This window comes from Plantibacter sp. T3 (assembly GCF_902506515.1).
In the GTDB taxonomy this organism is placed as follows: domain Bacteria; phylum Actinomycetota; class Actinomycetes; order Actinomycetales; family Microbacteriaceae; genus Plantibacter; species Plantibacter auratus.
The window spans coordinates 2,500,316-2,517,309 of record NZ_LR733286.1 but is presented as its reverse complement, the minus strand read 5'-3'; the positions used below and the strand labels follow the sequence as shown (position 1 = coordinate 2,517,309).

The following is a 16,994-nucleotide window of genomic DNA, read 5'->3' as shown; positions in this document are numbered from 1 at the left end:
CCCCGAGAAGTCGGAGCGCCGGCCGGACCGTCGCGGGCTGCTGATCATCGACGCTGCGCTCAGGGGACGTCGTCTCCGTGCTCACGCCTGCACCGGCTCGGTGCTCGCGCGTTCCGTCCAGACCTGCTCGAGGACCTGCGTGAACGCGGCCGCCTCCTGCGCCCCGGACACCCCGTAGGCGCCGTCGATGACGAAGAACGGGACGCCCTGGATGCCGTACCCCTGTGCCGTCGCCTGGTCCTCGCGGACCGCCTGCGTGTACTGGCCGGATTCCAGCGCCGAGACCACGGCGGACCGGTCGAGCCCCACCTCGACGGCGAGGTCGGCGAGGTCCTCGATGCGACCGACATGGCGGCCCTCGGTGAAGTAGGCCCGCAGGAGGCGCTCGGTCATCTCGAGCTGCTTCCCCTCCGCCTTGGCGAGGTGCAGCAGTTCGTGCGCCTTCACCGTGTTCGTGTGCTGGAGGATGTCGAAGTCGTACTCGAGACCGGCGTCCGAGGCGATCCCCGTCACCCGATCGAGCATCTGCTGCACCTGGTCGGCCGGCATGCCCTTGTGCTTCACGAGGAAGTCGATCTCGGTGCCGTCGAAGTCGACCGGGGTGTCGGGCGCCAGCTCGAAGGAGTGGTACTCGACCTCGACCTCGCGTCCGTCGCCGAGCTGCGCGAACTCCGCCGCACCCCGCTCGAACTTGCGCTTGCCGATGTAGCACCACGGGCAGGCGATGTCGGACCAGATGTCGATCTTGATGGGTTCGCTCATGTCAGGGCCAACCACCGACACCCGCCGGTCATTCCCCCGAGGGCGCCGGGGCGTCTGGCACGTCGCGCGCCCCGCCGAAGCGGCGGTCGCGTCCGGCGTACCGCTCGACGGCCTCCCAGAGCTGACGCCGTCCGAAGTCGGGCCAGAGGGTGTCGAGGAAGACCATCTCCGCGTAGGCCGACTGCCACAGCTGGAAGTTGCTGGTGCGCTGCTCCCCGGAGCTCCGGACGAAGAGGTCGACGTCCGGGAGGTCGGGCAGGTAGAGCCGGCTCTGGACGAGACGCTCCGAGACGGCCGACGGCTTGATGCGGCCGGCGGCGACGTCGTCGGCGATGCTGCGCACCGCGTCGACGATCTCGTTGCGACCGCCGTAGTTGACGCACATGGTGAGCGTCAGGCGGTCGTTGTCGCGCGTCAGCTCCTCCGCCGTCTGGAGCTCCTTGATGACCGAGGTCCACAACCGCGGCCGACGCCCCGACCAGCGCACGCGCACGCCCCACTCGTTCAGTTGGTCGCGCCGTCGATGGAGCACCTCGCGGTTGAACCCCATGAGGAAGCGGACCTCATCGGGTGAGCGCTTCCAGTTCTCCGTCGAGAACGCGTACACCGACAGGTGCTTGATCCCGAGTTGCAGGGCACCGGCCACGACGTCGAGGAGTGCGGCCTCGCCCGCCTTGTGCCCTTCGACACGCGTGAGTCCGCGCCGGTTCGCCCACCGGCCGTTGCCGTCCATGACGATCGCGACGTGCGACGGCACCTCACCCTTCGCGAACTCGGGCGGGACCTCCCCTGTCCAGTCGATCGGTTTGAACGGCACCGCGTCGCGGTGGGTGTAGGGCTTCGGGGTCACCCGCGGCTCCGATCCTGTTCGAGGTGCGCGAGCGACCGCAGGCCGCGCTCCAGATGCCATTGCGCATAGGCGGCGGTGAATCCGCTCGCCCGTGAGGCCGTCTGCTCGGCGGCGGCCTCCGCGTACTCCCAGTCGCCGGAGAGCAGTGCTCCGAGGAGCGAGAGGGTGTCGGCGTCGAGCCGAGGGCTCCCCGAGGGCGCGCAGTCGTCGCACACGACCCCGCCGAGCTGCACGACCACGTGCGAGTACTCACCCTCCGTGCCGCACCTCGAGCAGGCGCCGAAGCTCGGTGCCCAACCGGCGAGCGAGAACGCCCGGAGCAGGTAGGAGTCGAGGGTGAGCCGCGGACCGTGCTCATGCTTCGAGAGCGACCGCAGGGCGCCGACGAGCAGCAGGTACTGCTGGAGGGAGCCCTCGGACTCCGTCAGCCGATCGGCCGCCTCGACCATCGCGCTCGCGGCCGTGTAGCTCCCGTAGTCGGCGCTGATCTCGGCGCCGTACGAGCCGAGCGACTCGGCCTGGGTGATGGTGTCGAGGCTGCGGCCCTCGTAGAACTGGACGTCGGCGACCATGAACGGCTCGAGCCGGGACCCGAACTTCGAGCCCGTGCGACGGACACCCTTCGCGACCGCCCGGATCTTGCCCCTGCTGCGTGAGAGCATGGTGACGATGCGATCGGCCTCGCCGAGCTTGTGGGTCCGCAACACCACCACTTCGTCTCGATATACCGGCACGCATCGATTATCCCGCCTCGCACCGACAACGTGACCCGGGAACCGCCGTCGGGGATCGAAGGAGCGCCTGGAGAGATGAAGCCGTGAACGAGGTCCTCTTCGTCGTTCCGCTGTGGGTCGACCTCTCGGCGGTCGCGATCGGCGCCGTCCAGGGCGCGATGTTCGCGGCCAGATTCCAGGATCGTCAACTCGACTGGCTCGGCGTCGCCATCATCGGCGTCGTCGTCGGACTCGGCGGCGGTCTCATCCGCGACATCCTCCTCGGACAGGTGCCGGCGTCCCTCCAGAACAACTGGTACCTCCCCGTCGCCTCGGGAGCCGCCCTGCTCGGGATGTTCCTCCTGCGCACCATCACGAGGCTCGGGCCGGTCATCATCGGTCTCGACGCCCTGACGATCGGCATGTTCGGAGCGATCGGCTCCACCAAGGCCCTGGCAGCCGGCCTGCCGGTCATCCCGGCGATCTTCGTCGGAACCGTCTCAGCCGTCGGCGGATCGGTGCTCCGCGACGTCATGCTCGGTGTCCCCGTCGCCCTCATGCACGTCGGCTCGCTCTACGCCGTGGCGGCCGCGGTCGGTACCGCCCTCCTCGTCCTCGCCGTGACCTTCGGGGCACCGCTCGGGATCGCGGCGATCGTCGGTGTCTCCTCGACCGCGGTGATCCGCCTCCTGGCGGTCCGGTTCGGGTGGACGTTGCCGGAGCAGCGCCAGATCGGCGGATGGCGGATCTGGCGCCGCTCGACCCGCGGCTGAGTCGTCTCAGTCGACCGCGAGTGCCGCGACGGGCGCGATCCGGGTCGCCCGACGGGACGGGGCCACCGAGGCCGCAGCCGTGAGGAGTGCGGCGAGCACGACGATCACGGCGACGATGGCCCACGGGATGACCGGGAAGATGAGCCCGGGCGAACCGTTGATCGCGCCGAGCATCGACTGGGCACCGGCCCAGCCGTAGAACGTCCCGAGGACGAGGCCGACGACGACGGCCGCGATGGTGAGCTGCGCCGCCTCGATCACGATCATGCGACGGATCTGCGCCGCCGAGAATCCGAGTGCGCGGAGCAGTCCGAGTTCGCGGGTGCGTTGCAGGACGCTGAGCGAGAGGTTGTTGACCATCCCGACCGCGGCGATGAGCGCGCTCAGCCCGATGAGGGCGGAGAAGACGCCGACGGTCGTCGCGACCACGGCCTGCGTGCCCTCGTAGACCTCCGGATTCGCAGCCTGTGCGTTCAGCACGAACTCCTGGAAGTTGGCCGCGGCGACCGCGAACATCGTCACGAGGGTCACGCCGATCACCAGTCCGATCGTCGTGCGAGAACTGCGCTCCGGGTAGCGGACGGCGTTCTCGGCGGCGAGTCGAGCCGTCGCGGAGGTGCCGAACAGCCGACCGACCAGCCGCAGTGCCGGCGGCATCACGAGGTGCGCACCGAGCACGAGGCCGGAGAAGGAGACGATCCCGCCGACGATGCCGATGAGCACGCCGAGCGGCGACACGAGCCCGACGCCGACACCGGCGAGCAGGAGCAGGACACCGACCACGAAGAGACCGATCGCGACCGCGTTCCGGGCGGGCCGCGCGGTGGCCTCCTCTCGGCTCAACTCCTGCGATCCTCCGATCGCCTGCATCGGGGTGACCGTCAGGACGCGACGCGCGCCGATCCAGGACGCGAGCCAGGTGGTCAGGACGACTGCGACGACCGGCAGGAGGACGGCCGGTTCGGCGATCGCATACGGCAGCTCGGGCAGCACACCGGTCGCGACCCCGATCCGCACGAGCGCGAAGGTCGCGAGGAGTCCGACGAGCAGCCCTGCTCCCCCGCCGAGCAGGCCGACGACGACGCCCTCCTTCGCGACGGCGCGACGCTGCGATCGCGCCGTCGAACCGATCAGGCGGAGCAGCGCGATCGTCCTCGTCCGCCCGGCGACGATCGTCGCGAAGGTGTTCGCTGTGACGATCGCGCCGACGTACACCGCCAGCGAGACGAACACGGCGGTCGCGAGGATGAGCATGATGACCACGGTGCCGCTGGACCCCGTGACGTCGTCGGCCAGGATGAAGGTGGAGAGCACACTCGTGACCATGAGCAACAGGACGCCGAACGAGGCGCTGAGCGTCGCGACGAGGAGGCTCGCCCGATGCTCGCGGGCCCGGGGCCCGAGATCCGCCCGGCTCATGCCGCACGCTCCATGCCGAGCATGAGCGCTGAGATCTGCTCGGCGGTCGATCGGGGACGGTCCTCGACCACCCGGCCATCCGCGAGGAACACGATCCGGTCCGCGTAGCTCGCGGCGATCGGGTCGTGCGTCACCATCGCGATGCTCTGCCCGTATTCGGTGCTGGCCGCCGCCAGTAGGGCCAGGACGCTCCGCCCGGTGCGGGAGTCGAGGTTGCCGGTCGGTTCGTCCGCGAAGAGGAGCTCGGGTCGCGTCGCGAGGGCCCGCGCGATCGCGACGCGCTGCTGCTGTCCGCCCGAGAGTTCGTGCGGGCGGTGCCCGAGTCGGGAGGCGAGTCCGAGCGTGCTCACGAGCACGTCGATCCAGCTCTGCTCCTCACCGGTCGGACGGCGGGCGTCGAGTTCGAAGGGCAGCCGGATGTTGGCCGCGACGTCGAGCGTCGGGACCAGGTTGAAGGCCTGGAACACGAAGCCGACACGACGCCGACGGAGGATCGTGAGCTGCCCGTCGTCGAGGTCCGTGATGTCCTGGTCACCGAGGCGCACCCGCCCTGCGGTGGCCTGGTCGAGGCCGGCCATGATGTGCATGAGCGTCGACTTGCCCGAGCCGCTCGGGCCCATGATGGCGGTGAACCGGCCCCGCTCGATCTCGAGGTCGACGCCGTCGAGGGCGACGACCTGGTTGTCGGCGGGTCCGTAGCTCTTCCGGAGTCCGTGGACGCTGGCGACGACGGACGGCTGTGCTGAAGTGGTCATACTCCGAAGCTACGGAGTGCGGTGCCGGGTGCGCGTCGGGCGCACGAGCGACCCGGGTACATCCTGGGGATGATCCTCGATCACTCCGCGGGTGCGTGCTGGACCGCGGTCAGACCAAGCCGTGCTCGAAGGCGAACACGACGAGCTGGACCCGGTCGCGCACCTCGAGCTTGGCGAAGATCCGGCTGATGTGCGTCTTCACGGTCGCCTCGCTGAGGAACTCGGCGGCGGCGATCTCGGAGTTGCTCAGCCCGCGCGCCGCGAGGAGGAAGATCTCGCGCTCTCGCGCCGTGAGCTCGGCATAGCGCTGCGGTGCGGCCGGAGCTGCCGGAGCCTGCTGGAAGTGCTCGAACAGCTCGCGGGTGGCCGACGCGGCGATGACCGCGTTCCCTGCATGGACCGTGCGGATCGCTGCGAGCAGGAACTCGGGCTCCGCGTCCTTGAGCAGGAACCCGCTCGCCCCGGCTCGGATGGCCGTCGCGGCCGCCTCGTCGAGGTCGAAGGTGGTCAGCACGACGATCCGAGGCCGCTCGCCCCCGCGCGCGTCCGCCTCCGCCAGGATCGTCTTCGTCGCCTCGATCCCGTCCATGACCGGCATCCGGACGTCCATGAGGATGACCTGCGGACGTGTCCGTGCGGCCAGCTCGACCGCTTGACGCCCGTCGGAGGCCTCGCCGACGACGCGGAGGTCCGGCTGCGAACCGATGAGCATGCGGATCCCGCCTCGGAACAGCGCCTGGTCGTCGACCAGCGCGATCGTGATCGCCCCCGCTGCCGTCGCGTCACTCGGATCGGTCATCTCGTCACTCCCACCGTCGCGTACGGGATCGATGCGTAGACGGTGAAGAGACCGTCCACCAGGGTCGTCCCGAACCTGCCGCCTGCCAGCGTAGCGCGCTCGTTCATCCCGGCGAGTCCGTGCCCCGTGCCGGCCTTCGGCAGTTCGACCTTCGCCCGGTTGACGACCCAGAGCTGCAGCTCGGGTCCGGTCCAGTCGAGATGGACGTCGATCGGCCCACGATGGTCGCCGTGTCGGAGCGCGTTCGTGAGCGCCTCCTGGATGATCCGGTAGACGGCCAGCTGCGAACCGGTCGCGACTGGTCGTTCCTGACCGTGGCTCTGGACCACCACGTCGAGTCCGGCTCCGCGCAACTGCTCGTAGAGCCGGTCGAGGTCGGCCATGACCGGCTGCGGGCCCTCGGTCTGCTGGAACCGCAACTGCGCGAGGAGCACCCGGACATCGGCGAGGGCTTCTCGGGAGATGCTCGAGATCGTCCGCAAGGCCTGGTCGGCCGAATCCGGGTCCGCGGCCAGCGCATATCGGGCCCCGTCGGCCTGGGCGATGACGACGGCGAGGGAGTGCGCGACCACGTCGTGCATGTCGCGCGCGATCCGGTTGCGCTCCTGCTCCACGGCGACGTCGCGCTCGGCCAGGAGTTGCGCCTGGCGACTTTCGCGGGCGAGCCGCCACGTGCGCATGAGGACGCCAGCGGTCCAAGCGAGGCCGAAGAAGGCGGCGAACGCGAGGAACATGAACAGTCCGACCGTCACCTGCGCGACCGGTGTCATGTCGTTCGCAAGGCCGAAGGTACTGATCTCCGCGCCGATGCCCGTGGTCCAACTCGGGACGACGATCACGTAGAACGCGATGAGCGCGGCACCGACGAACGCGGATGCGAAGGAGACCCATCGCACCACCCGGCCGCCGTAACTCGCCGCGGCGTAGAGCACGACCGGGATCGCGAAGTTCGCGGGATCCGGCGCGAGCAGGAGGATGAGCTGCAGCAGAGCAGCGGCCCAGGCCACGGACAGCGCGATCGCCGGAGCGAGCCGGCGGAGCGCCAGTGCACCGCACATGCCGAGTAGGACGATGGTGTACCCGGCCGGACGCGTCGTGTACGCAGCGGCGGTGAGGATGAACAGCACCGACGGCAGCGCGATGTCGAGGGCCAGCTGGCCGGGCCGGAGCGTGCGGAACATCCTCCAACCGTACGACCTGACCGCTGACGGATCGGTCGTCACCCGGAAAGATCATCCTCCCGGCGTATGCCGCGGAGCGGGACGCTGCGCCCGGCCGACCCGAAGGCCGACCCGGCGCAGCGGCGTCTTCAGATGGAGGCCAGTTCCCGCGCCTCGACCTGCGTGCGCACGGCACGGTTGACCGCCGAGACCACTGCCTTGAGCGAGGCGGTCGCGATGTCGCCGTCGATGCCGACGCCCCAGAGGCGCTGGTCGTTCACCTGGAGCTCGACGTAGGCGGCCGCCTCGGCGTCGCCTCCGGCGCTCAGCGTGTGCTCGACGTAGTCGTACAGCGTGACCTCGATGCCGCGCCCGGAGAGCAGGTTGAGGAAGGCCGCGATCGGGCCGTTACCGGTCGAGGTGCGCTCCTCGACCTGCTCGCCGTCGCGAAGGGCGACCTCGAGGACCACGGTGCCGGCGAGGTCGCTCGACGTCTTCGTGGACTGGAGTTCGAACCGACCCCACTTGGCGTCCGCGACTGCGGCCGGAAGGTACTCGTCCTGGAAGATCGACCAGATCTGGCCGCTCGTCACCTCGCCGCCCTCGGCGTCGGTCTTCGCCTGGACGACGCCGGAGAACTCGATCTGCAGGCGACGCGGCAGGTCGATCGCGTGGTCGGTCTTGAGCAGGTACGCGACGCCGCCCTTGCCCGACTGCGAGTTCACGCGGATGACCGCCTCGTAGCTGCGCCCCAGGTCCTGCGGATCGACCGGCAGGTATGGCACGGCCCATTCGAGGTCGGCGACGTCCTTGCCCTGGGAGACGGCGTCGACGGACATCGCCTCGAAGCCCTTCTTGATCGCGTCCTGGTGCGAACCGCTGAAGGCCGTGAAGACGAGGTCGCCCGCCCACGGGCTCCGCTCGTGCACCGGCAGCTGGTTGCAGTGCTCGGCCGTCCGCTTGACCTCGTCGATGTCACTGAAGTCGATCTGCGGGTCGACACCCTGCGTGAACATGTTGATGCCGAGCGCGACGAGGTCGACGTTGCCGGTCCGCTCACCGTTCCCGAAGAGGCACCCCTCGATCCGGTCGGCGCCGGCCAGGTAGCCGAGCTCGGCTGCCGCGATCGCGGTCCCGCGGTCGTTGTGCGGGTGCAGCGAGATGATGATGTTCTCGCGGTTGGCCAGGTTGCGGCTCATCCACTCGATCGAGTCCGCGTAGACGTTCGGCGAGGCCATCTCGACCGTCGACGGCAGGTTGATGATGACCTTGCGGTCGGGCGTCGCCTCGAGGACCTCGACCACCTGGTTGCAGATGTCGACGGCGAACTCGAGCTCGGTACCGGTGTAGCTCTCCGGCGAGTACTCGTAGTAGATCTGCGTCCCGGGGACCGTCGACTCCATCTCGCGACACTTCCGGGCGCCGTGGAGGGCGAGGTCGATGATGCCCTGCTTGTCGCTGCGGAACACGACGTCGCGCTGCAGGATGCTCGTCGAGTTGTACAGGTGCACGATCGCCTGCTTCGCCCCGCGCAGCGACTCGTAGGTGCGTTCGATGAGGTGGTCGCGTGCCTGGGTCAGCACCTGGATGGTGACGTCCTCGGGGATCGCACCCTCGTCGATGAGGCTGCGGACGAAGTCGAAGTCGGTCTGGCTCGCGCTCGGGAACCCGACCTCGATCTCCTTGTAGCCCATCTTCACGAGCAGGTCGAACATGATGCGCTTGCGCTCCGGGCTCATCGGGTCGATGAGGGCCTGGTTGCCGTCGCGGAGGTCGACCGCGCACCAGCGCGGGGCCTCGGTGATCCGACGGTCAGGCCACGTGCGATCGGGCAGCGAGACGTCGAACTGGTCCTGGTAGGCGCGGTAGCGATGGACCGGCATGCCTGATGGGGTCTGGGTGTTCTTCATGATCCTGGGATCTCCTCGTGGGATTGGGGGTGAGCCAATGACGAACTCCGCGACGAGGGAGGCCTGGAACTAGGACTCGTCGCGGCAGCTAAGGAGGAGCAGACCGGAGAACACGTCGTCAGCATAGCACTCCCCCGCGCGGCCGATCAGGTGACCAACGAGGCGAGGTCTCGCACGGACACGTCCGGGAGGTACGCGCGCCCGACCGCGATGCCGATCGCCGGCAGGGTCAGCGGGTCCGCGTAGCCGAGGACGAGCGGACGCTCCTCCGGCTGGAACTTCCCCTTGAAGGCGAGGAGCGAGCGGAACCCGTACACGGGTTCGAGCACGTTCCCGAGGTAGGTCAGGACCCGGTCGATCCCGTCCGTCTCCGGCTGCTCGGTGCTCTTCGAGCGCGCGAGTGGAGCCCCTGAGAGGCTCATCTCCTCGATGCCGTCCTCCTTGAACCGCGCGGCGGCCTCGGCGATGAGGAACTCCATGACGCCGTTCATACCGTCCGTCCGACGTCGCATGAAGTCGAGGGTCCAACCCACCAGCTCGCCATCGCGCCGCACCGGCAGCCAGCTCGTGACGCCGTGCAGCCGTCCTTGCTCGTCGACCGCGAGCAGGAGCCGGACCTCCTCGTCGACGAGCTCGTCGATCCCGCCGAGGGTGAACCCCATCTCGGGCAGCTTCCGTTCGGCGACCCACTCCTCGGAGATCTCGGCGATCTGCGCCGCCAGCCCGACGCCGAGCGCCCCGTAGGTGGACCAGACGGCGGTGATCCCCGCACGGTCGGCCCGGTTGACGGAGGATCTGATGTCCTGCCAGCGCTTGCCGACCATGCTCCAGCCCTGCGGGTGCAGGACCGTCTCCTCGGCGACTTGGACGGTGCGCCAACCGATCCGGTGGAGCGCTCCTGCGGTCTCCTCGTCCACGCTGTACAACGCCACCGTCAGGCCCGAGTCCTCGCAGTGCTCGATGAACCGCTCGAGGACCCCCTGCTCGTGGCGGTCCCTCCCGAAGAAGCCGCCCGTCGTGACTGCGACCCCCGCGACGATCCGGTAGGCAACACCGGCGCTGCGCTGTGGGTCGAACCAGGTGAGGTTACCCGGCCAGGTGGCCATGTGCCCGATGGAGTCGCTGCCCTCGGCCAGGAGCTCGCGCAGGCGGCGCTCGTCGGCCGGCGCGATGGCGTTCGCGACCCGGCTCAGCGGCCAGACCGCGCCGAGCAGGATGATGCTCCACCAGACGGGTCCGACGGCGTGGAACACCACACCGGTGAGCGGCGCGACCGGCACGAAGCCCGGAAGGACGTTCCGCAGGTACGCGGCGGGGACGAAACGCTCCGGCGCCGCACGGAGGACCTCCCACACGTCGGGCCTCGGCGAGAATCCTCCGGGTTGCAGCAGGGCGACGACCACGAAGAGCGCGGCGAGCACGACCCACGACGCGCCGACCAGGGCGAGGTACCCCCAGGCACTGCGCCGGGTGGCCCGCACGGGGAACCCACGACGGAGCACGACCAGGAGCGCCGCCACGACGAGCGGGAGCAGGATCGCCGCCCACAGCGCGATCGCGATCTCGACGGACCGCTGCTGCGCGCCGTGTCCCGTCCCGAGCAACGACGAGGGGTGTCCCGTCGGGTGGAGTCGCACGCCCGCCCCGAGCGACAGCGCACTCAGGACGGCGAAGGACACCATGATCGACGTGGCGAACCAGACCGCGAAGCGTCTGCCGCGGAGCAAGCCCCAGGCTGCGAAGAGCAGGGCGATCATGGGGACCACCGACAGGAGCACCGCTCCGAAGCCGTCGACGCGCACCAGCGTGAGGTCGCGCAGGCACTGTGCTGACACGCCGACCGTGCGGCATTGGCCGATGACCCGTCCGGCGTCCGGGATGTTCTGTTCGAGCAGGAGCACGAGCGGCGCGAGCGGACCGAGGTGCCGGCCGGACAGGAAGGTGATGAGCGGTCCGACGCCCATCATCGCGACGACGGACGCCAGGAGCACCCGGGTCTCGTGGTGCGAGCTCCGCACGCGTCGCACCGACGGGGTGGCCCCGGCGAGCACGATCCCGAGCAGGACGCCGACCAGCGCTGCGAACAGTCGTGCGAGATCCTGCGGGAGCCCCGAGTACAGCAGCACGATCAGGGCACCGACGACGACGAACGCGCGGATCCGTCGACGCCAGAGCGGCCCGTGGAACGCACTCGACGCGGCGAGGGCGCCGAGCGCGCCGGCCACCGGGTCGAACGCCACGATGCGGGCGACCTCGCCGCTCCAGAACTCGCCGCCGAGCGTGCCGAGGAGTTGGAGCCCGATGGCGAGCGCGTTCCCGGCGACCGCGGTCATCAGCACCGCCAGGAGCGTCTTGGCGGCGCCGAACCGTCGCTCGGCGAGCACCAGTGCGGGGACGCCGATCAGCAGGAAGGCGAGGAGCCCGAGCACCCCGTCGGTTCCCAGGGCACCGGTCAGGAGCGCCCACCAGTGTCCGTCGACCACGACCTGCTCGTACCCCACGCCGGCCGCCTCACGGATCGCCGACCGCCAGGCCGGCGTCGCCACCGGCGGCGTCCGCCACACGAACGCACTGACCACGAACACCAGCGCCGTGATCCCGATGCTCATCGGCACCGACCGGAGCACGCCGGTCACGAGTCGACCGAACGGCGTCGCCCTCCCCGCGCGCATCAGGCGAGCCCGAATCGTGCGGCGATCACGGGGAGCGCTCGGTCGAACACCGTGTGGACGGTGTGCCAGTCGTGCGCCGTGCCGTCGGAGACGAAGGTCGTCGTCCGCATGCCGGCAGCCGAGGCCATCGCGGCGACCCGCCGGACGCCGGGACCGTAGCGGCTGTCGTCACTGCCGTAGCCGAAGACGCCGACGGTGTCCGCGTACGGGGTGTGCGCGGCGAGGATCGCGGAGGGGGCCGCGGCCTCGTACGCCGTCGCCGACCCGCCGAAGCCCTGTGCGATCGTCGTCGGTCCGATGGACGGGACGACCTCACCCGAGATGTCGAGGATGCCGCCGTAGCGTTCGGGGTGCGCGGCGCCGAGCTGGATGGAACAGGTCCCTCCCTGCGAGAACCCGGCGATGAACCAATCCGTCCGCGATGCGGACACCGGGAGGTGCGCCGAGATCCACGCGGGGACGTCGACCGTGAGGTACGTCGCCGAGTTGCCGAGCGGCCCGTCGACGCACATCGGGTTGCGGTCCGGAGCGCCGAGCTGATCAGGCACGACCACGATCGGAGCGAGACCCGCATGCGAGGCGGCGAAGCGGTCGAGGATCCCGGCGATCCCAGCCGACGCGAACAGGTCTGCAGGCTCTCCCGGCTGACCGCTGAACGCTTCGATGACCGGCAGTGCCGGCGGGTGTGCGGTCAGGGCGGCCGGTGGCAGGTAGACGAGCGCGTCCCGGTGGGCGAACCCGGAGGTCGTCGCCGGGATGTCCACGTGTTCGACCCGCCCGCCGCTAGGCAGGTCGGCGGGTCGCTGCCACGACGTGGTCGTCCCCCGGGCGGCAGGCAGGGCCGAGAACGACTGGTACGGGCTGATCCCCAACGCCGCCCGCACCGTCGCGAACTCACCGAAGTCCTGGTTCACGCCGATCGCCCCGATGAGCAGGAAGGCGGGGATGGCGAGGCTCGCCACGACGACCCGCCACGCCCGGGTCCGCACGATCGCCGCGATCGCGAGGGCGGCACCGGCGAACCCGACCGCCGCCCACGCACGGGTGACCGGCGTCAGTTCGATCCCGAAGACGTCGAGCACGTCACCGAGCAACCAGGCCGTGGCATAGGCGAGGAGCGCCCCACCGCTCGCCACGAGCAGCATCGTCAGCCAGCCGCGAACCGTTCGGCGCCCGGTCAACAGGGTGATCGCCAGGAGGACGGCGGCACCGCCGACCCAGACGAGGAGCTCCGGACGATCCAGCCTGATGGCCAGTAACCAGTCGAACACTCGGACTCCTTCTCGCGACCCCGAGGACCAGTATGTCCGCGCGCTCGCGAGCCTGTCGGCCAGATGACGGGTTCCACAGCGGGCCCAAAGCAGACATGCAAGTCACGTTCAGGTAACGGAGAGCACCCGCGCGGATCCGCGCGGGCCCACGGCGCCGACGGTCGACCGGATCCGGGTCAGAATCCCAGGCGACCGAGCAGTTTCGGGTCGCGCTGCCAATCCTTCGCGACCTTGACGCGGATGGAGAGGAAGACCCTCGATCCGACGAGTGGCTCGATCCCGGCGCGGGCCCGGGCCCCGACGTCGCGGAGCCTGGAGCCGCCCTTCCCGATGATGATCGCCTTCTGGCTGTCGCGCTCCACGAACACGTTCGCGTAGATGTCGAGCAGGTCGGTCCCCTCGCGCGGGATCATGTCATCGATGGTCACGGCGAGCGAGTGGGGCAGCTCGTCCTGCACGCCCTCGAGTGCGGCTTCACGGATGAGCTCCGACACGCGGTCGACGACCGTCTCGTCGGTGGTGGCCTCGGCCGGGTAGAGGCGTTCCGAGAGCGGCATGAGCTTCGTCACCTCGGTGACGAGGATGTCGAGCTGGTCGTCGGTCACCGCGGACAGCGGGATGACGGCGTCCCAGTCCCGGAGCTCCGAGATCGCGAGCAACTGCTCGGCGATCGTCGTCCGGCTGGCGGTGTCGGTCTTCGTGACGATCGCCACCTTCTTGGCGCGCGGGAAGCCGTCGAGCGACTCGTTGATGAAGCGATCGCCGGGGCCGAGCTTCTCGTTGGCGGGGATGCAGAACCCGATGACGTCGACGTCGGAGAGGGTGGACTGCACGAGATCGTTCAGCCGCTGGCCGAGCAGGGTGCGCGGGCGGTGGATGCCGGGGGTGTCGACGACGATGAGCTGGCCGTGGTCGCGGTGCACGACCCCGCGGATCGCGCGACGCGTGGTCTGCGGCTTCGAGCTCGTGATCGCGACCTTCTCACCGACGAGGGCGTTGGTCAGCGTGGACTTGCCGACGTTCGGACGCCCGACGAAGGACACGAACCCCGCTCGGAAGTCGGACGGAGGGGTGGTGTCGTTCATGGGTGCTCCCGGTGGTCGTTGGACGCCTGCTGGGCGTCCTGCAGCTGGTCGTCGCGCTGGGCGATGACGGTGAGGATGCGTCCCCGCCGCCCCTCGACGCGCTCGGCGGTGAGTTCGAGGCCGTTGGTCGACACCGTCGATCCGACGACGGGCAGCCGACCGAGGGCTTTCGCGAGGAGGCCGCCGACGGAGTCGACGTCGTCGTCGTCGAGTTCGAGGCCGAACAACTCCCCCAGCTCGTCGACCGGCAGGCGGGCGTCGACCCGGAACCGTCCGTCGTGCAGGTCGGTGATCTCGGGGGTGTCGGTGTCGTACTCGTCGGAGATGTCGCCGACGAGTTCCTCGATGAGGTCCTCGAGGGTGACGAGACCGGAGATGCCGCCGTACTCGTCGACGACCATCGCGATGTGGTTGGACTCCTTCTGCATCTGCTGCAGGAGCGAATCGGCCTTCTTGGACTCGGGTACGAAGCTCGCCGGCCGCAGGAGCGGCTCGATCGAGCCCACCTCGGTGACGCCGTCGCCGCCGAACATCGCTCGCACCAGGTCCTTCAGGTACAGGATGCCGACCAGGTCGTCGATGTCGCCGTCGCTGACGGGCGCCCTCGAGATCCCCGTCTCCAGGAACACCTCGAGCGCCTCGCGGACGCTGAGATCGCGCTGCAGACTCACGAGGTCGGTGCGCGGGATCATCACCTCGCGGACGAGTGTCTCGTTGAACTCGAAGATCGAGTGGATGAGCTCGCGGTCGTCCTCTTCGAGGACCGAGTGCGCGGCGGCCTCGTCGACCATGCTCAGCAACTGCTCCTCCGAGGTGAAGGAGACCGAACGGGGCAGCCCCGGGGTCACCCGGTTGCCCAGGGAGACGAGGACGTTGGCGACCGGGCCGAGGACCACGCGTGCGGCGCGGATGGCGGGAGCGCTGAAGCGCAGCACTGCGCTCGCGTGGGTCCGGCCGACGCCTCGGGGGCTCGCGCCGACGAGCACGAAGGAGGTGCCGGTCATGATGACGACCGCGAGGACGAGGACGAGCCACAACTCGTCGATCGACGAGGCCAGCGCGAGGGTGACGAGGACGGCGGCCGTGGTCTCGGCCAGGATCCGGATGAAGTTGATCGCGTTGACGTGCGCACCCGGATCGGCCGCGATGGCGCGGAGCGCGGATCCCGAGCGGGCGCCCTCTGCCAGGTCGAGGATGTCCGCACCCGACTGGACGCCGATCGCGGCGTCGGCTGCGGCCATGAGACCCGCGAACGCGACGAGCAGGAACGCGACGATGACGAAGACGGCGACGAGGGACATCAGCTGGTGCGTCGTCTCTCCTGGAGCGCGAAGGCGAGGAGGATGTCCCGCTGGATGCCGAACATCTCCTTCTCCTCGTCGGGCTCCGCGTGGTCGTACCCGAGGAGGTGGAGCACACCGTGGCAGGTGAGGAGCTGGAGTTCGTCCATCGTCGAGTGCTTCGCGGCGGCCGCCTGCGTCTCGGCGACCTGCGGGCAGAGCACGATGTCGCCGAGCAGCCCGGGCGGCGTCGGGTTCTCCTCGGTACCGGGACGGAGCTCGTCCATGGGGAAGCTCAGGACGTCGGTCGGTCCCGGCTCGTCCATCCACTGGACGTGCAACTGCTCCATGGCACCCTCGTCGACCAGGACGATCGCGAGCTCGGCATCGGGGCTCACGTGCATCGCGTCGAGCGCGAACGACGCCAGGGCGAGGATGCGCGATTCGTCGACGGCGACGCCGGACTCGTTGTTGATCTCGATGGTCATGAGCGTCCTCGCTTCGGCTGGTGGTCTCTGGCTGCGCCGCGACGCTCGGCACGGTTGGCGAACTCGGCGGCCTGCTCGCGCTCGAACCGCTGCGCCTGTCGGACGGCGTCGTACTCGCCGTAGGCGTCGACGATCCGACCGACGAGGGTGTGGCGGACGACGTCCTCGCTCGTGAGGTGGGCGAAGTGGATGTCGTCGACGTCCTTGAGCACGCGGGTGACGAGCCGCAAGCCGGACGCACCGGTCGGCAGGTCGATCTGCGTGACGTCGCCGGTCACGACGATCTTGGACCCGAACCCGAGCCGGGTGAGGAACATCTTCATCTGCTCGGGCGTGGTGTTCTGCGCTTCGTCGAGGACGATGAACGAGTCGTTGAGGGTCCGGCCACGCATGTAGGCGAGCGGAGCGACCTCGATCGTGCCGGCCGCGAGCAGCTTCGGGACGATCTCCGGATCCATCATCTCGTTGAGCGCGTCGTAGAGCGGGCGCAGGTACGGGTCGATCTTGTCCGTCAGCGTGCCCGGGAGGTACCCGAGTCGCTCGCCGGCCTCGACGGCCGGGCGCGTCAGGATGATCCGGTTGACCTCCTTGCGCTGCAGAGCCTGCACCGCCTTCGCCATCGCGAGGTACGTCTTGCCGGTACCGGCCGGGCCGATGCCGAACACGATCGTGTTCTCGTCGATCGCGTCGACGTACGCACGCTGCCCGACGGTCTTCGCTTTGATCGTCTTGCCACGCGAGGTGAGGATGACCTGCCCGAGCACCTCCGACGGGGAGGCCGAGCCGTCCTGCCCGAGCATGCGGGCGGAGGTACTGACCTCCGCCGGCCCCGGGTCGTGTCCTTCTCGGACCATGGTGATGAGTTCCTCTACGAGTCGTCTGGCGGCGTCGGCCTGCGGCGCCGGGCCGGTGATGGTGATCTCATTGCCGCGCACGTGCACCGAGACACCGGGGTGTTCGCGCTCGACGGTCGTCAGGAGTCGGTCCTGTGGGCCGAGGAGACGGACCATGGCGAGCCCGTCCACCAGGAGGACGTGCTCGACCTCCTCCGGCCGCG

At 69.6% G+C, this 16,994-nt stretch carries 15 protein-coding genes; 1 reads left to right on the top strand and 14 read right to left on the bottom strand.

Translation table 11 applies throughout. From position 1 onward, the window contains the following. Nucleotides 1-81: 81 nt before the first annotated feature. Genes GV015_RS12040 through recO form a run of 3 tightly spaced genes read right to left on the bottom strand, consistent with a single transcriptional unit; the run spans nt 82 to nt 2,346 of the window. On the bottom strand, nt 82-762 hold the full coding sequence (locus GV015_RS12040) for a DsbA family protein (RefSeq protein WP_159878536.1): 681 nt from the start codon (nt 760-762) through the stop codon (nt 82-84). 28 nt (nt 763-790) lie between these two features. Beyond that, nucleotides 791-1,612, bottom strand: a complete 822-nt coding sequence (locus GV015_RS12035) for an isoprenyl transferase (RefSeq protein ID WP_124769218.1) — start codon at nt 1,610-1,612, stop codon at nt 791-793. Continuing rightward, nucleotides 1,609-2,346 (bottom strand): DNA repair protein RecO, encoded by a 738-nt coding sequence (gene recO / locus GV015_RS12030; RefSeq protein ID WP_079705761.1) that lies wholly within the window; start codon nt 2,344-2,346, stop codon nt 1,609-1,611. Before recO ends, GV015_RS12035 begins: the two co-directional genes overlap by 4 nt. Nucleotides 2,347-2,429: 83 nt before the next feature. On the opposite strand from recO, the gene GV015_RS12025 reads away from it, so the two are divergent. Next, nucleotides 2,430-3,098, top strand: a complete 669-nt coding sequence (locus tag GV015_RS12025) for a trimeric intracellular cation channel family protein (RefSeq protein WP_079705760.1) — start codon at nt 2,430-2,432, stop codon at nt 3,096-3,098. Nucleotides 3,099-3,104: 6 nt separating this feature from the next. Here GV015_RS12025 and GV015_RS12020 read toward each other — a convergent pair whose 3' ends face one another. The 11 genes from GV015_RS12020 to GV015_RS11970 all read right to left on the bottom strand — a co-directional run bounded on the left by GV015_RS12020 (nt 3,105) and on the right by GV015_RS11970 (nt 16,947). After that, nucleotides 3,105-4,517, bottom strand: coding sequence for an ABC transporter permease (locus GV015_RS12020; protein WP_159878534.1), 1,413 nt, complete (start codon nt 4,515-4,517; stop codon nt 3,105-3,107). Beyond that, the gene (locus GV015_RS12015; RefSeq protein WP_079705758.1) at nt 4,514-5,272 is read right to left on the bottom strand and encodes an ABC transporter ATP-binding protein; all 759 of its coding nucleotides are present in this window, start codon (nt 5,270-5,272) and stop codon (nt 4,514-4,516) included. The genes GV015_RS12020 and GV015_RS12015 overlap by 4 nt, the downstream gene beginning before the upstream one ends. Nucleotides 5,273-5,381: 109 nt before the next feature. Continuing rightward, nucleotides 5,382-6,071, bottom strand: coding sequence for a response regulator transcription factor (locus GV015_RS12010; protein WP_079705757.1), 690 nt, complete (start codon nt 6,069-6,071; stop codon nt 5,382-5,384). Continuing rightward, the gene (locus GV015_RS12005; RefSeq protein WP_159878532.1) at nt 6,068-7,252 is read right to left on the bottom strand and encodes a sensor histidine kinase; all 1,185 of its coding nucleotides are present in this window, start codon (nt 7,250-7,252) and stop codon (nt 6,068-6,070) included. Before GV015_RS12005 ends, GV015_RS12010 begins: the two co-directional genes overlap by 4 nt. 128 nt (nt 7,253-7,380) lie before the next feature. After that, complete coding sequence (gene leuA / locus GV015_RS12000; RefSeq protein ID WP_079705755.1) at nt 7,381-9,141, bottom strand: 2-isopropylmalate synthase; 1,761 nt, start codon at nt 9,139-9,141, stop codon at nt 7,381-7,383. 146 nt (nt 9,142-9,287) lie between these two features. After that, complete coding sequence (locus tag GV015_RS11995) at nt 9,288-11,813, bottom strand: bifunctional lysylphosphatidylglycerol flippase/synthetase MprF (RefSeq protein WP_159878530.1); 2,526 nt, start codon at nt 11,811-11,813, stop codon at nt 9,288-9,290. Continuing rightward, nucleotides 11,813-13,084: an esterase family protein gene (locus GV015_RS11990; protein ID WP_159878528.1), complete on the bottom strand. Its 1,272-nt coding sequence runs from the start codon at nt 13,082-13,084 to the stop codon at nt 11,813-11,815. Before GV015_RS11990 ends, GV015_RS11995 begins: the two co-directional genes overlap by 1 nt. Nucleotides 13,085-13,260: 176 nt before the next feature. Next, complete coding sequence (era, locus tag GV015_RS11985; RefSeq protein ID WP_079705752.1) at nt 13,261-14,169, bottom strand: GTPase Era; 909 nt, start codon at nt 14,167-14,169, stop codon at nt 13,261-13,263. Continuing rightward, on the bottom strand, nt 14,166-15,470 hold the full coding sequence (locus tag GV015_RS11980) for a hemolysin family protein (protein ID WP_159878526.1): 1,305 nt from the start codon (nt 15,468-15,470) through the stop codon (nt 14,166-14,168). Before GV015_RS11980 ends, era begins: the two co-directional genes overlap by 4 nt. Further along, a complete protein-coding gene (ybeY, locus tag GV015_RS11975; RefSeq protein WP_079705750.1) occupies nt 15,470-15,937 on the bottom strand; it encodes an rRNA maturation RNase YbeY in 468 nt (155 codons plus the stop codon). The genes GV015_RS11980 and ybeY overlap by 1 nt, the downstream gene beginning before the upstream one ends. After that, nucleotides 15,934-16,947, bottom strand: coding sequence for a PhoH family protein (locus GV015_RS11970; RefSeq protein ID WP_228498304.1), 1,014 nt, complete (start codon nt 16,945-16,947; stop codon nt 15,934-15,936). Before GV015_RS11970 ends, ybeY begins: the two co-directional genes overlap by 4 nt. Nucleotides 16,948-16,994 lie beyond the last annotated feature (47 nt).